14 protein-coding genes are annotated in these 15,033 nt (G+C 60.9%); 9 read left to right on the top strand and 5 right to left on the bottom strand.

What is annotated here, in order from left to right:
- Position 1: 1 nt before the first annotated feature.
- The 4 genes from VSP_RS26185 (at position 2) to VSP_RS26165 (ending at position 5,725) form a co-directional block, all read left to right on the top strand.
- A complete protein-coding gene (locus tag VSP_RS26185) occupies positions 2–1,468 on the top strand; it encodes an NADH-quinone oxidoreductase subunit N (protein WP_009964430.1) in 1,467 nt (488 codons plus the stop codon).
- Between the two features lie 727 nt (positions 1,469–2,195).
- Complete coding sequence (gene trpE, locus VSP_RS26180; protein WP_009964428.1) at positions 2,196–3,713, top strand: anthranilate synthase component I; 1,518 nt, start codon at positions 2,196–2,198, stop codon at positions 3,711–3,713.
- A 194-nt stretch (positions 3,714–3,907) separates the two neighbouring features.
- Complete coding sequence (locus tag VSP_RS26170; protein ID WP_009964427.1) at positions 3,908–4,798, top strand: hypothetical protein; 891 nt, start codon at positions 3,908–3,910, stop codon at positions 4,796–4,798.
- Positions 4,799–4,969: 171 nt separating this feature from the next.
- Complete coding sequence (locus VSP_RS26165) at positions 4,970–5,725, top strand: hypothetical protein (protein WP_009964426.1); 756 nt, start codon at positions 4,970–4,972, stop codon at positions 5,723–5,725.
- A gap of 461 nt (positions 5,726–6,186) precedes the next feature.
- Here VSP_RS26165 and trxB read toward each other — a convergent pair whose 3' ends face one another.
- Positions 6,187–7,107: a thioredoxin-disulfide reductase gene (gene trxB, locus VSP_RS26160; RefSeq protein WP_009964425.1), complete on the bottom strand. Its 921-nt coding sequence runs from the start codon at positions 7,105–7,107 to the stop codon at positions 6,187–6,189.
- A gap of 116 nt (positions 7,108–7,223) precedes the next feature.
- On the opposite strand from trxB, the gene VSP_RS26155 reads away from it, so the two are divergent.
- The 4 genes from VSP_RS26155 to VSP_RS26140 all read left to right on the top strand — a co-directional run bounded on the left by VSP_RS26155 (position 7,224) and on the right by VSP_RS26140 (position 10,735).
- Complete coding sequence (locus VSP_RS26155; protein WP_009964424.1) at positions 7,224–8,774, top strand: putative Na+/H+ antiporter; 1,551 nt, start codon at positions 7,224–7,226, stop codon at positions 8,772–8,774.
- 61 nt (positions 8,775–8,835) lie between these two features.
- The gene (locus VSP_RS26150; RefSeq protein WP_009964422.1) at positions 8,836–9,447 is read left to right on the top strand and encodes a riboflavin synthase; all 612 of its coding nucleotides are present in this window, start codon (positions 8,836–8,838) and stop codon (positions 9,445–9,447) included.
- 15 nt (positions 9,448–9,462) lie between these two features.
- Positions 9,463–10,134 (top strand): TVP38/TMEM64 family protein, encoded by a 672-nt coding sequence (locus tag VSP_RS37510; protein ID WP_009964421.1) that lies wholly within the window; start codon positions 9,463–9,465, stop codon positions 10,132–10,134.
- A gap of 382 nt (positions 10,135–10,516) precedes the next feature.
- Positions 10,517–10,735 carry a hypothetical protein gene (locus VSP_RS26140; protein WP_009964420.1) on the top strand — a complete coding sequence of 73 codons (219 nt, stop codon included), beginning with the start codon at positions 10,517–10,519 and terminating at the stop codon, positions 10,733–10,735.
- Positions 10,736–10,835: 100 nt separating this feature from the next.
- Here VSP_RS26140 and VSP_RS43205 read toward each other — a convergent pair whose 3' ends face one another.
- From VSP_RS43205 to VSP_RS26120, 4 genes are all read right to left on the bottom strand, one after another.
- A complete protein-coding gene (locus VSP_RS43205) occupies positions 10,836–11,291 on the bottom strand; it encodes a hypothetical protein (protein ID WP_009964419.1) in 456 nt (151 codons plus the stop codon).
- A gap of 78 nt (positions 11,292–11,369) precedes the next feature.
- Complete coding sequence (locus VSP_RS26130; protein WP_198141232.1) at positions 11,370–11,912, bottom strand: hypothetical protein; 543 nt, start codon at positions 11,910–11,912, stop codon at positions 11,370–11,372.
- Positions 11,913–12,187: 275 nt separating this feature from the next.
- The gene (locus VSP_RS40075) at positions 12,188–12,838 is read right to left on the bottom strand and encodes a hypothetical protein (protein ID WP_009964417.1); all 651 of its coding nucleotides are present in this window, start codon (positions 12,836–12,838) and stop codon (positions 12,188–12,190) included.
- 167 nt (positions 12,839–13,005) lie between these two features.
- On the bottom strand, positions 13,006–13,503 hold the full coding sequence (locus tag VSP_RS26120; protein ID WP_009964415.1) for a hypothetical protein: 498 nt from the start codon (positions 13,501–13,503) through the stop codon (positions 13,006–13,008).
- A gap of 687 nt (positions 13,504–14,190) precedes the next feature.
- On the opposite strand from VSP_RS26120, the gene VSP_RS26115 reads away from it, so the two are divergent.
- Positions 14,191–14,724, top strand: coding sequence for a lipocalin family protein (locus tag VSP_RS26115; RefSeq protein WP_009964414.1), 534 nt, complete (start codon positions 14,191–14,193; stop codon positions 14,722–14,724).
- The last annotated feature ends 309 nt before the right edge of the window (positions 14,725–15,033 follow it).

Raw genomic sequence — 15,033 nt, 5'->3', positions numbered from 1 at the left:
CATGTCTCCCTTGTCCCTCGAACTCGGTCTCGGCTTGCTCGGCCTCGTGCTCCTGCTGGTGGAGTCCTTTGCCAACATGCCCCGCAAGCTCATTGCCTACGCGGCGATTGGCGGATTGCTTGCAGCCCTGGCCGTCGTCGTGAGCGGTGCCGCTGGCAGCGTCCCGGACTCGCTCCAAGAGTTTTATGTGGTGGATCCCCTGGCGCTCTTTTACAAGGGCTTTGCCATCATCGCCACGCTGGCGACCATCATCATCTCCCTGGAGTACGCCCCGATCATCAACCAATTCGTGGCCACTCACCCAGAGCGGACCAAGGAAGCGGGATTGGGTGAGTTCTACAGTCTGCCGCTCTTTGTCTGCGTGGGTATGATGGTCATGGCCTCCGCCGTGGACCTGATTACGATCTTCGTAGCACTGGAACTGGTGACCGTGAGTTTCTACGTGCTGGTCGCCTTTATGCGCCGCAGCGCAGCCTCCCTGGAGGCCGGGGTGAAGTACCTGATCCTGGGGGCTCTCAGCACCGGTCTTCTGGTTTACGGCATGTCCTGGCTCTACGGCATGACGGGTGAGCTTTCGCTTTCCGGCATTGCTTACAAGCTGGCCCATTGGGAAGGCAATTCCGCTCCTATCCTCTTCGCCGCCGGGCTCATGCTGGCAGGCCTCGCCTTCAAGGTGGGTGCTGTCCCATTCCACATCTGGATTCCGGACGTTTACCAAGGTGCCCCCACTCCGGTTACGGCCTTCCTTTCGGTCGGCTCCAAGGCAGCCGGGTTCGTGGTGCTGACCCGCATCGTGGGCACTTTCCTGACGCCCGGCTCGGTAGTTGCTGGCCCGGTCATCCAGATCCTGCTCATTCTCGGTGGTGCAACTATCCTGCTCGGCAACCTGGCCGCCATTGCCCAGACCAACTTCAAGCGTCTGCTCGGTTACTCCAGCATCGCCCACGCCGGTTATCTCCTCGTCGCCCTCGCCTGCGTTCACACAGGTGGGTTGAAGATGACCTCCGGTGAAGTCGCCGCGTTTTACCTGGCCACCTATCTGCCGATGACCTTTGTCTGCTTCCTGATCCTCAGCGCCATGCGCGCCAAGGGTTACGGGGAAGACATCGCCTCCCTCAAGGGTCTCGGCCGCGCCAACCCAACCCTCGGTCTTGCTCTCGCCATCGCCCTCGCCTCCCTGGCGGGTCTGCCCCTCACCGCCGGTTTCATGGGCAAGTTCTTCGTCATCTTCGCCACTGTGCTGGAAGGGTACTACACCTACCTCGCCATCGCCGTGATCGGTGCTGCCACGGGCTTTTACTACTACTTCAAGGTCATCCTGGCCGTTTACTCAAAGGCCGACGGCCAGACCGAAGGCCCCAACCCCGATCTCGGCCTGCTCTCAAAAGTCAGCCTCGCTGTCTTCGTCGCGGCCATCTTGGTGGTGGGCGTGTACCCAGATCTGATTCGGTTTGCGGTAGTGAAGTAAGGGGGTGTTTTTAGTTTTCAGAGAAGGGGAGCGCTGCTCCCCTTTTTTGTGCCCGGATAACTGGATTCGAGGACGCCGACCGCCGTCCTGTCCGGCGTCCCTCCGGGACGCGAGGCAGATGGAAATGGCGCAATCCGGTGGTTGTCACCACCGGCTACCATCCATCGTCCCTCCGGGACGGGACCCGCACTCGGTGACACCGGCGTCCCGCCGGTTCAGTCGAATGGGATGCGCACCCTCAACCTCCCCCCTCAGCGGAAGCCAGAAGCTGTTTGTAGTACAAACTTTAGTTTGCTCAGTTCGCATTACCCCTGACCGCCTGAGGCAATCCCGCATTCGACACCGGACTCCGTACAATTTCAAAGCCCTCGCTCGTGCCCAGTACGCCCACCCACCCGGGCGCCCAATTCCCAGCGCACTCGCTGGCCTTTGTATTCAGTCCCGGAGGGACGTCGGACTGTAGCCGGTGGTGACAACCACCGGATCCCGCGTCCCCTTCAACCTCGCGTCCCGGAGGGACGCCGGACCGAGCCGCCACGCCCCTGAGTAAACCGAAATTGGTACGACATCCAGTTTCCCCAAGACCACTCGCAGGCCCCCCCGGCCTCCTCCTTCACCTCCACTCCCAACACCTTGCCCGCTGACGCACCGACGCACCGAACTTGCACGCTCTCCTAGCCGGGTGCACAGTGCAGGCCCTCTGCGTTCGTGCTCAAATCTCGCTCTTATGCTCACCCCGTATCTCCAACCCGATCTCGCGACTTTCAAGGCACGTGCCGCTCATGGCAATCTCGTGCCGGTCTGGGTGGAGCTGGCTGCCGACTATGAGACGCCGCTCTCGGCGTTCCAGCGCATTCACGACGGGCGGCACGCGTTTCTTCTGGAGTCGGCCGAACTGACCCAGCACTCTGGCCGCTACTCGCTGCTGGGCAGTGACCCGCGTCTGGTCTTCACCGCCCGTGGGCGGGAGATCACTATTGAGGAAAAGGGGGCCACCCGCACCTACACGGCAGAAGGCGACCCGCTCAAGGAACTGGAGGACATCATGGCCGCGTTCAAGCCGGCCATGCCGCCACCCTCACCGGTCTTTCACGGCGGGGCCGTTGGTTATCTCAGCTACGACATGGTGCGTTTCTTTGAACCCACTCTGCCGCCGCCGCCCAAGGACGAGCTGGGCGTGCCGGACATGGTCTTTATGATCGCGGACACGGTCATCATCTTTGACCACAAGCACCGCAAGCTCACCATCGTGGCCAATGTGTTCATGCCCGACCACGCTACGCCTGAGGCCGCGTATGCATGGGCGAACACCCGCATCCACGAACTGGTGGCCAAGCTCGAGGCCCCGCTTCAGGTGCGCACCCTCCAGGCGTTTGCGCCGGAAGGAGGAAACAACGTGCCCGCCCCCAGCGGCAACACCACCCAGGCCGAGTACGAGGCCATGGTGCTGGCGGGCAAGGAGTACATCAAGGCGGGGGACATCTTCCAGTTCGTGCCCTCCCAGCGGTTCGAGACCGAATACACCGGCAGCCCGGTGGACCTCTACCGCGCACTGCGTCATGTGAACCCCTCGCCGTACATGTTCTGCCTCAACTTCCCGGACGGCTTCTCCCTCGTGGGCAGCTCCCCGGAGGTGCACGTGAAGTGCATCGGCGGCAAGATCGAGATCCGCCCCATCGCCGGCACGCGCTGGAGGGGGGCCACTCCGGCCGAGGATGATGCACTGGCGGCGGAGCTGCTGGCTGATCCCAAAGAGCGTGCGGAGCACATCATGCTGGTGGACCTGGCCCGCAACGATGTGGGCCGAGTCTCCGAATACGGCACGGTTCGAGTAAACGAACTGATGGTGATCGAGCGCTACTCCCACGTCATGCACATCGTCTCCAATGTGGAGGGCACGCTCTCCCCGGAGCGCAGTGCCTATGATGTCATGCGCGCCACCTTCCCGGCCGGTACCGTGAGTGGTTCGCCGAAAGTACGCGCCATGGAGATCATCAACGAGGTGGAGAAGAGCAAGCGCTGCGCCTATGCCGGTGCCGTGGGCTACTTCGGGTTCGATGGAACTCTCGACAGCTGCATCGCCCTGCGTACCTGCGTGCTGAAAGATGGCAAGGCCTACGTCCAGGCTGGTGCTGGTGTGGTGGCTGATTCTGATCCAACCTATGAATATCAAGAGACCTTGAATAAAGCGAGAGGCATGCTTCGGGGTCTTCAGAGAGCGAAAGAGTTGTCTTCCTCAAAATAATGACAACCACCGGGGGGCGGGGAACGTTTATTCCATTGCCCGGTCATCGAGGGCGAGTTGTAGAAATTTTATAACAAATCTGGCTTCGAGGATTGCACCTCGAAGCTTGGTCATGGTAAAATCACCTTTACGCCCGACCCCCTGCGGAAATCATGATTAGCAAACAGTTGACCCAACCGTTAATTTGTTCGCTGGTGGCCCTAGCCGCATCAGCCGCCTTTGCCCAAACGCAAACGCTGACGCCGGTCGCCGCCAATATCACCAGTGAAAGTGCCTCATTGGGAGCGCTTTCCGTATCCCGTCAGACGCTGGAGTCCCAAACGGCCCCCCCTGCCTTCGCTCCGCTGCCGCGGGTGTTCGCGCCCACTCTGCCCCGGACGACCTATACCCGGTATCCGTGGAAGACTGACATCGTGGCCACGGTGTTCTGGGTGGGGGAGCTGCCCACGGAGAACAATCCGACGCCCAATACGGCGAGTTCTTGGGACACTCAATGGACGGCTAGTTTTGGCGGGTACGACGATCCCGATCCCTCCCGGCGGGCTCCAGACTACCGCCCTGCGGGCTTCGTGCCCAAGCAAAACCCGTTCTACGTGGCGTTGCCTTACAACGACTGTATTGACTACAAAACGACCAAGGCCACCGCAGCCCGTTTCATTCCCTGGTTCAAAGAGAAGTTTCGGGAGTCGGGCAAATCGGTCTGCCGAGATCGGTGGATTGCCATTCGGGCTGGTGACCGTGTCTGTTACGCCCAGTGGAGCGACTGCGGCCCTTTCCTGACTGATGACGTGGAGTACGTTTTTGGAGATGGCCGGCCCACCAACCCCAAGAACAATGGGGCGGGCATTGATGTCTCCCCGGCAGTCCGGGACTATCTCGGCTTCAAGACCAACACGAAGATCGACTGGCGCTTCGTTGAGGTGGACGAGGTCCCCAATGGCCCTTGGCGCGCCTACGGCACCAACAACCACTTTGTCCAGCAGGCAGGGCGCGACAAGGATCTCGTGGCCTCCCGGCTTGAGGAGTTGCGCCGTCAGCGTGATGACTGGTTCCGCGGGAATGGCAGCGGCCGCCAGCTTCGCTGACGCCTGGGGCTGCTTCCTGATGGCCCGCCTGGCCGAGATGGTTGCTGCACACCGCCCCTCTGGCAGGTTTTTTCTGTCTGCGGGCGGCTGCATCCATCGCTACCCACACCATCCTTCCTTCTGCTTGACGGGAAAGACGGCCGCCCTGACCGTGTCGAGTTCCACTAGGTCATGAGCAATTACGCCACCAGCCATTCCCGGCGCTCCTCGCCAAAATCGCAGTCCATGTCGGGCTGTCTAAAGGCGTTTTTGATCATTTTCATCACGGTCGTGGTGACGGGTGTGATTCTGGTATTCGTGGTGGGCGGTGCGGCCCGGGATATGGTGGACAAGCTGTCTGGCGGCTTTGTGAGCCGCGTGACCACGGTCAAGGCCAGCAGCGTGCTGGTGGATATTGGCCGGACCCATGGCGATGTGCTGGAAGTCGCCTCGCCGCTGAAGACGATGGAGCTTTTCAGCAAGAGCGATGCCCGGTTCGCTGCGTGGGGCAAGGTGTACCTCGGAACTTCCACCAGCGAGATTAAGGTGCCCGCCTCCTACCGCTTTCACATCAAGCTCTCCGAACTGAAGGGCACGCAGATCAAAGATAAAGTGCTCGTCGTCAGAGTGCCTGCCATTTATCCCAGCCTGCCCGTAGCGTTTGACACGTCCGGGGTGGAAAAGAGGTCGGAGGACGGCTGGTTCCGCTTCGATGGATCCCAGCTATTGGCGGAACTGGAGAAAAACCTCACTCCGGAGCTGGAACGTCGCGCCAACCAGCATGTCCCTGTGGTCAAAGAAACTGCCCGCAAAGACATCGAACAGTTTGTGCAGAAGTGGATCGTCGAGTCGCACCCCGAGTACCGCGAGAAGATCAGCAGCGTGCGCGTGGTGTTCGATGGCGAGAACGAGGATAAAATCCTCGAACGTCCTGTGGTGATACCGTGACCCGGCCCTGACCCCCGCGAAAAGGCGAGACAGAAGACAGGAGTTCTGTGCAGATGAGGTCACCACAGGCGTAGTCCGGATGTGCCATCCGGCTCAGGCATCAAACGTCCCATGATCCTCTTCCCGCCCCGCTCATTCCGCATCGTGCCCGTGACGTCCTCCTCCTCCTCCTCTGAATGACGCCGGCTCGCAGGCCCTCGCGCATCTGGGTGACGCTCTGCCCCTGATGCCGTGAAATCTCGAACCGCGAGACGGAGGTCAAAACTCCCTCCCTCACCCTCGTCCCCTGCGTGTGAAGGCTGGGTGTGGAGCTGTGTATCTGCGCTCACCAAGGGGAGATGGATTGCATGCGGCGCGAGTTTTCCCCGCACGAAACGAAAAAGCGCAGGAGCCAATCGCTCCTGCGCTTCTCAAGTCTTTGGTCTTCGGTCCTCCAGCCTTTTGGCTTCAGCAGGGCCAGATCAGTGGGCCAGATAACGCTCCGCTTCGAGCGCCGCAGCGCAGCCCTGGCCGGCAGCAGTGATGGCCTGGCGGTACACGTGGTCAGCCACGTCTCCAGCGGCGAAGAGGCCCGGGATGTTCGTCCGGGTGCCTTCCGTCTGAACGATGTAGCCATTTTCATCCGTGGTCACGGAACCATTAAGGAACTGGGTGTTTGGCACGTGGCCAATGGCGACGAAGACGCACTTCAGTTCCAGCTCGTTCTCCTCGCCGGTGACGAGGTTTTTCAGCGTCACGGCGCGCATTTCGCCTTTCTCGTCGGTGAGGTACTCGCTGACCGTGCTGTTCCAGATCGGCTTCACCTTCGGATTGGCCAGCACACGGTCTGCCATGATCTTGGAGGCGCGGAGTTCCTCGCGACGGTGAATAAGGTACACGGTGCTGGCGAAGCGGGTGAGGAAGTTGGCTTCCTCGGCAGCGGAATCGCCGCCGCCAATGACGGCAACCGGGACGTTGCGGTAAAAGGCGCCATCGCAGGTGGCGCAGCTCGTGAGACCGCGACCGATGAGGGACTTCTCATTGGGCAGGCCCAAGTGACGTGGGGAGGCCCCGGTGGCCACGATCACCGTCCTGGACTGTAGGACCTTGCCATCGGCCATGGTGAGGTCGAAGTGACCCTCAGGGGTCTTTTCCACCTTCTCGACTTGGGAGTACTCAATGCGGGCGCCGAACTTCTCGGCCTGGGCCTGCATTTTCATCATCAGATCCGGCCCCATGATCCCTTCGGGGAAGCCGGGGAAGTTCTCGACGTCAGTCGTGGTCGTAAGCTGGCCGCCGGGCTGGCTGCCGGAGAGGAGCAGCGGGGTCAGGTTGGCTCGTGCGGTGTAGATGGCTGCGGTATAGCCAGCGCAGCCGGTGCCGATGATGATGACGTTTTCCATGGTGGGCAATTGGATACGATTCTACCTAGCGCAGGGGTGAAGGGGTGCAACGGGTTTCGCACCCTTCCAGACCGACTTTGGTTGACGGTGGGAGGGGGGGGCGCTCCTGTTATTCCATGAGAAATCCATCCCCCTCTCTGATACGACCGCTCGGGAACTGGGCTGCCATCCTCCTTCTCTTCTTTACACTTCTGGGGACCGGATGGGCGGCGGAGCAGGGGACGCCTGTCTATGAGGGGCACCCGCAGTTCTCCCACTTTCCCAAGCCATTGTCGCTGTATGAACATGTGGAGGGCGCAGGTGCCTGGCAGATGATCAAGGAACGGGCGGCGCAGGATCCGTTCAACGTGGCCGCCACCATCATCTTCGTCCTGGCTGTGATCCACACCTTTGTGGCAGGGATCTTCCGGGAGTGGGCGCATGATCTGGAAAAGCGCCATCTGGAAAAACACGGTGATGACACGGAAAGAGTCTCTTTCTGGGCGGTGACCCTGCATTTCTTTGGCGAAGTGGAGGCCGTCTTCGGGTTGTGGATTATAGCCCTCGCCGGGACTGCTCTGTTCTTCCACGGGTGGGCGGATCTGCGGAACTACCTTGGGCACGATGTCAATTTCACGGAGCCGCTCTTTGTGATTGTCATCATGGCCATTGCCGCCTCCCGTCCGGTGGTAAAGTTCGCTGAGGCCTGCATTGGCCGGGTGGCGGCCCTGGGGCGGAGCACTCCTGCAGCATGGTGGCTGGCCATTCTGACGGTGGCCCCGCTCATGGGTTCCCTCATCACCGAGCCTGCTGCGATGACCCTGGCGGCCCTGCTTCTTTCCCGTCGCCTTTACGCGCTCGTGCCGAGTCGCATGCTTGCCTACGGCACCCTGGGCTTGCTCTTCGTGAACATCAGCGTGGGTGGCACGCTCACACACTTTGCCGCACCGCCCATTCTCATGGTGGCGGCCCCGTGGAAGTGGGACACCGCCATCGTCTTCGGCAACATTGGCTGGAAGATGGTGGTGGCCATCGCCATCAACAACGCCGCGTATTTCCTCGTGTTTCGCAAGGAACTGAAGTCGCTGGCCTCGGCTGGGGCTCGGGCCAAGGCGGATGACCGGGTGGAGGAGCCGGTGCCACGGGAGGTGACGGCCGTGCATCTGGCCTTCCTGGCCTGGACGGTGTTTACCAATCACTACCCGGCCCTCTTCGTCGGCGGGTTCCTGTTCTTCCTCGGGTTCGTGGAAGCCACGCGCCACCACCAGAGCCCTGTCTCCTTGCGGTCTCCGCTGTTGGTGGGCTTTTTCCTGGGGGCGCTCATCGTGCATGGGCGGTGCCAGTCCTGGTGGATCGAGCCGCTCCTCACCAGTGCCGATTTGCCGGAGTGGGGGCTGCTGCTGGGTGCGGCCGTGCTCACCATGTTCAACGACAATGCCGCCATCACCTACCTGGCCGCCCAGGCACCTGGACTGGGGGACTTTGCCAAATACGCAGTGGTGGCCGGGGCTGTGGCCGCAGGGGGCATGACGGTGATCGCCAATGCGCCCAACCCGGCGGGGCAGAGCCTTTTGGGGCATCACTTCGCGGGCAATATTCAACCCGGAAAACTTGCCCTGGCCGCCCTCCTGCCCACGGTCGTATGCATCTTCATCCTGTTGATCCTCCGCAGCCCGCTCATGGGCTAGGTGGAGGGTTCAGGAAAGTTCTTCTGCCTCATCCCCGTTGTTGTCATAGTTCCGTTTGTTTATGTTTACAGGCATTGTTGAAATCGTTGGGACTGTTCAGAGCATCGTCTTCCGTGAGGGCGGGGCGCGTCTCGTCTTGCAGGTGGGGCCCATGGCCGCGGAACTGAGCCTCGGGGAGAGTGTGGCGGTGAACGGTTGCTGCCTGACAGTGACGGAGTTCGATGGGATGGCCCAGACGGCGGCATTCGATCTGCTGATCGAGACCTTGAAGGTCACCAGCCTGGGTGAACTCAAGGAAGGGAGCCTCGTGAATCTGGAGCGGGCGCTGCGCCTGGGTGACCGGCTCAGTGGCCACTTTGTGCAGGGGCATGTGGACACCACCGCGCCCATCCTCGCGTTGAAAAAAGTGGGCATGGATCATCAGTTCACCGTGGGCCTTGCCCCGGAGTGGGCTCATCTCGTGGTGCACAAGGGCTCGATCTGCGTGGATGGCATCAGCCTCACCATTGCGGATCTGCAGCCTGATCGCATGACCTTCTGGATCACTCCTCACACCCATGCCGTCACGCACCTGCCTGGCAAACAGGAGGGCCATCGGGTGAACCTGGAGTTCGACATGCTGGCGAAGCACCTTGAGCGCCTGGTACAGGTGAAACCGACCGTGGGCTCCTGACGACACCACCCCGCCATGGCTGGAGATCCGCCCGCTCGTGCCCCGCATCGCTCGCGCTTCTGGCTGCTGGCCGTGGTGTTGCTGGTGCTGATCATCCTGCCCTTCTGCATCTGGGGCCAGTGGTTTGAGGAAACTTTCTCCCTGGAAGGCGCCCGCCGCTGGATGGAATCTCTGGGTCCCTGGGCCTGGGTGGGAGGCATCGTCTTGCTGGTAGGGGACCTCGTTTTGCCCGTGCCTGGCACCGTGGTGATGTCTGCCCTGGGCCTGGTGTACGGCTGGTTCTGGGGCGGTGTCGCCAGCATCGTCGGGTCCGCTCTCTCCGGGATCGTGGCCTACTGGCTCTGCCGCCTTTTCGGCCACCGCGCCGCCCTCTGGCTGGCGGGCGACGCCGGGCTGAGGAAAGGGGAGAAAGTGTTTCAAGGAAATAAAGGAGGCTGGATTGTCGCGCTGTCCCGCTGGATGCCCGTGCTGCCAGAAGCCGTGGCCTGCATGGCCGGTCTCACCGGGATGTCCTGGCGCAGATTCTGGGTGAGCCTTCTGTGCGGCACCGCTCCCTTGGGGTTCACCTTCGCCGCCATCGGTGACCTGGGACATGATCGTCCGGGCTTGGCCGTGGTGTTGAGTGCGCTCGCCCCCGTGGCCTTGTACGGACTGGCGGCCGGGAAGCTGAAGAAGCTGAGGAAATAGCCAGTGCGTCAGTGCGTCAGTGGGCAGTGCGTCAGCAGTCAAGGTGTTGAGGCTGGATGGAAAGTGGGAGCGCCTTGGTGCCTGCGGGAGTCTTGGGAGTCCCGGTGGGCGCACGCATGCTGCGTGCAATTTCCGGAACCTTGCCGGGGATGCCAGTCGGGCGGCACCCAGACATGGCTGGCGGCTAAGCTGGTGAGGTTGGGTGCCGTCGGGGAGAACTCTGTTTCATCCGACTTCCTCTGGAGCGGCACCCCTTTGACCAGCTTCACCCTGAGTGGAAACGCTTCGTTGAAATCGCGTTCCCGGAGAACTCTCCCATTGAGGATGTCGCCTTGCTGCGCGATGCGCTATTGGAGTAGCATCAGCTTTTAAGTTCACCACCATGAACCGTCCATTGCCTCTCTTGTTAATCCTGTCGGCGCTGGTCAATGTCCTGTCATCGGCAAACGCAGAGGACAAAGTGGCTACGCATGCCAAGTCTGTGCAGGAAACTCTGAATGCGCCTTGGACAAGGCTGACTCTCGGCTCGGTGCTGTTGACCGATTACGTACAGGGCTATGCTGCCGCCATGGAGATCGTGCGGGACAAGCCTCAGAAGTGAGGCGGCACGAGGTGGGTCACTTCCGCGGTGGAGCGTCTGGTCTGGAGATTTTGAGTGATCTCCAGACCCGGGCTGGTGCATCATCCAGCACTCGTGCTCCTCACGCCTGGCCCGGAGGCTGCACAATTGGCTCCACAAAGAAGTACTGTTTGTGTCCGCCGGAGGCGAGCTCCTTGGCGCGCTCCTCCGCAGCGCGGCGGGTTTCGAAATCGCCGACGTGGAAGCGACCCCCGTTGTCGTCTTCCCGATACAGGGAGTGTGGGCTGTTCGCCACGGCAGGATCCGTGGCGGCCTTGTAGAGGGCCGCTGCAAAGGCGCTGATCGGCTTCTCCGGTACTGCCGCCCACCAGCCGAAATCATCGTTGCCCCACTTCACACCCAGACCTTTGACGATGGTGCGCAGCAACTCGACCTCAGAGGCTTCCTTTCCCGCATCCAGCAGGGCGAAGTTCGCGGTCGTTCCCTGGGCCGTCGGGCCCTGTACAGGGAGGAGGTTGACCCGGCATCCCGGACCGCCCGGTGTTCCTTTGCGATGATATGGACTTTGCGTGCTCATGTACGAGAGGAAGAAGTAGGCGGGAGGGTGAGGATGTAAAGGAGGGAGGTTCTGGGTGCCTAGTGCTTGGTTTGGGGGCTACGTGAAGAGTTTGGCTGCCCAGCGCAGGGTGAAGACCAGTAGCATCAGTCCTGAAATGACCGTCAGCAGCAGGAAAACAGGACGGACTTCCTCGAAGCTGCGGCCCGGTTTCAGCAGCAATGCCTGAAAGCCCGGTAGCCGAAGCGCTGCGACCGAAGTGCCGAAGAGCAAGGCCACCGCGGCCAGGATGAGCGGTCCGGGAAAAGCGTTGGTGCTGTCCCCAAGGAAAATCTGCAGGACGAAAAGCGCGTTCCAGATCGCCACCGCGATCACGATGGGAACAATGCGCAGGGGAAATCCACGTGATGCCTTGGCTGATGACGCTCCACCTGCCTGCCCGGCAGGAATAAAGCCCGTATTGGTGATGGCCTTGAGGGTTGAGTCCGGGTTGCACCAGAAGATGATCTTCTCCGGCACATCGGGCGATTTATGCCGGATGCGAATCCCGTCCCCGATGACCGGAATGAACCCATAAGGTTCAATGGAAACAACCTGATCGCGAGTCAGCCGATACCGGCCCATTTCAAACAGCCCGAACATCGTGGTGGCCACACAAAGCTGGCTGGCATCACAATCCAGGGTGGCGAGCGGCCACGTGTAGTTGACGAACCCAATGCGTGCACCACCGCGCACATGACATGGAGTGGGAGGGGGTGGAGTTGAATTCGCGTTCATCTAGGGGTGTCCTATTTTGCGGTAGGTTGGGGAAAAAGGCCAGTAACAAGGCCGCCCCTTTTCGCGGTGGGTGATGCCCTCTCTTGAAGAGCCCCATCCGTTCCAGCGTTTCCAAAAAGTCGCGAAGCGTCTTGGTGCTGTCAGGTGGTCCGTTGGATGACCTTGTAGTCCCCTGCACGGGTGCGCCACGCCTCGACCCAGGGTTCTGAATCGCGCAGGGTGAAGACCAGGAGATGCTCATCGATCAGGTCTTTCCAATCCCCGTCTGGCATGGGGAAGTGCCAGCCTCCGAGCACCGCATAGATGTCAGAGTCAGAATACATCGGATGCTCTTGTTGCCAGAGGCGCTGGTAATCATCCGCCAGATTGCTGCCTTTGAAGCTGTTTTCGTAGCCCCAACCGGGTTCCCAGCCGTGGGAGAGGATCCATTCTCGCACGGCGTCGGAAGGTCTTGCAAACAGAGCCTCCAGTGGCGGCAGCACGGAGGCCAGGTGGGCATACAGAGCCGTGCCGTGCATGGAGTCGAGGTCAGGAGCCGCTTCCACCCGTCCAGACTGAAAGGTCTCTTCGTCCGTCAGAATGCTCATGCAGCCTGAGGCGGTGGGGAGCAGATTCGGCACATGGCGCGTGTCAATCGTGAGCCAGCGGCGATGTCCCGTGGAATCGATCTCTTCTTCGTTCTCCTCCCGTTCATGCCAGATGGCAGCTGGAGGGCCTTCGCCTTCTGGGCGCAGGAAGACGCAGGGTCGTTGGAGTTTACGACCTTCCTGAATGAGTTGCTCCAAGGTCATGGGATCAGATGCGGAAAGGGGGAGGAGAGAGCAACAAAAATGGCAGGGAATTCTGACCCGGAGGAATTGCAAGGTCTCCCCCTCACAACCATCGGCTCAGGCCCGTCCATCTACGACCTCCCACCCAAAGCCTTGACGCACTGCCCACTGACGCACTGGCCTCCGTCTCACGGATACTCCTGCTTCTCAAAGCGGAGCAGGCGCTTGCCGTCAGACTTCTCCTTCGGGTGGAAGAGCCAGCCGGGGGCGGGGGAAATCAACTCATAATTCGTGAGCTGGAACTCAGGCAGGAAAAGGTCGCTGTTCGGGTCGTAGATGGTCTGGCCGGTGAAGCGGCCCCACATTCGGTACTCGCGGTTGTGATCGTAGCCGTGGGCATTGCCGCCGTCTGCGGGCATCTCTGGCAGGCGATCGGGGGCACTCTTCTGGTTCTCGTTAATGACGACCAGGCGGGAGGTGTCCCAGCTCTGGCCCGGACGGCGGATGTAACCCCAGAACTGGGTGCGCTCAATGTAGTAGCGGCGGCCAATGAAGTAGTCCCCGCGTGGCTCGTTGTTGATCTGCAGTTTCCGGGCGTCCATCTGCTGCTGGATCATAGGGTCCGCGCAACTGGCCAGGGTGAGGAGCAGGGTGGCGGCGAGCAGGAGGGAGGAAAGCCGGGACATGGAAAAAGAAGAGCTGGGAAAAGGAAAAGGCCGGCACACCTAGGCACAGGCTGGCCGGAATGGAACGACAAATTCAGGGCAGACCTACAAAAAAGAAAGGGCCGGTTGCTTCCCTGACCCAGGACGCAACCGGCCGCAGTGCCTACCCACAGGCAATTCGACTATTTGACCGACCAACAAACTGACTGACTGAACGCTCAACTCACTAGCAGACTGGCAGAAAACCGGCCGGAGCCGCATCTCCGCAATGGGAAGTCTGACCGGGAGCAGTCGCTGGTTACAGAAATTTTCAAAACCAGCTACAGGCACCAGCGAGGAGGGGACGACCCGGCAGGCTGCGCTCACCGGATTGTCCAAGCGGGCTGCCAACACCCCTCCCGCAACTCGTCCGTGTCCTGCGGGGGATGCGAAGAGCCATCCAGACCCATTTTGCGAAAGGCTTCTCGCCCTTGACGCTCAGTGCCGGGGCCCGAGTGCGCTGCATTTTTCATTATGCCCAGCCAGTTTCTGGGTCCGGCAGCCTGTCGTAGGTCTGGCCCCCCCGGGGGGGGGCATGGCATATGGGCTGCGCCAAAGGGAACTCCGTCGAGCCAACTCAACTGGCCACCTGACAGGCGGGTAACAACCGGGGAAGGGGGGGCAGACGTATCTGGGACGGACTAAAGATTCGTCATTTTTCTCCCTACAATGAAAACTTCTACGCTGATATTTGGTGGCATCGGTCTCCTGGCTCTGGCAGCTTGCGCCACTGGCTCCAAATCAAACGTCGGTCCCCCGCCCACCGTGGCTTCAGTGGATCTGAAACGCTATACCGGTACCTGGTATGAGATCGCCCGGTTCCCGCATTCCTTTGAGAAGGGGGCCAGCCATGTTACCGCGAACTACCTCTCCATGCCCGATGGGACGGTCAAGGTGGTGAACCGCGCCATGAAGAATGGCAAGCCGGACAGCATCGAGGGCGTGGCCACCCCGGTTTCAGGAAGCAATGGTGCCAAACTCAAGGTCAAGTTCTTCACCTTCCTGCCCTCAGGAAACTATTGGGTGCTTGCCCTGGACGACAAGAATTACCAATGGGCAATGGTGGGCGAGGGCAGCCGGAAATACCTCTGGATCCTCAGCCGGACACCGCAGATGGACAAAGAGGTTTATGAGACGCTCGTGAATCGGGCGAGAGAAATCGGGTACGATGTGGGTCTGTTGGAAAAGGTGGAGCAAGGGTGAAAGGGAAAAGGGATGAGGGGGGAATAGGAAAGAGGTTGTGCTGAAGGGAGGGGGATCGGTGTTGCGACGGCACTCCAACCCCGGTGCCGGACCGGAGGGAAGCAACATCCAATCTCCCCATACTCATTCCTCATTCCAGATCTCAATCGCACCTCTTCCAGACGATTCTGGCCCCCAATCTGTCCAACTTCCTCCCGACATCGCCGACAGGGTTGGAGTTCCGCGTTTACGCGGTCACGCCAAATGATGACTGACTCACGACCATGGACACGGTTACTCCCGTCCTCACCCCTGCCTTCGCTGCGACAT

The sequence above is a fragment of the Verrucomicrobium spinosum DSM 4136 = JCM 18804 genome (assembly GCF_000172155.1).
Lineage (GTDB): Bacteria > Verrucomicrobiota > Verrucomicrobiia > Verrucomicrobiales > Verrucomicrobiaceae > Verrucomicrobium > Verrucomicrobium spinosum.
This window is presented reverse-complemented; position numbering and strand designations above follow the sequence as displayed.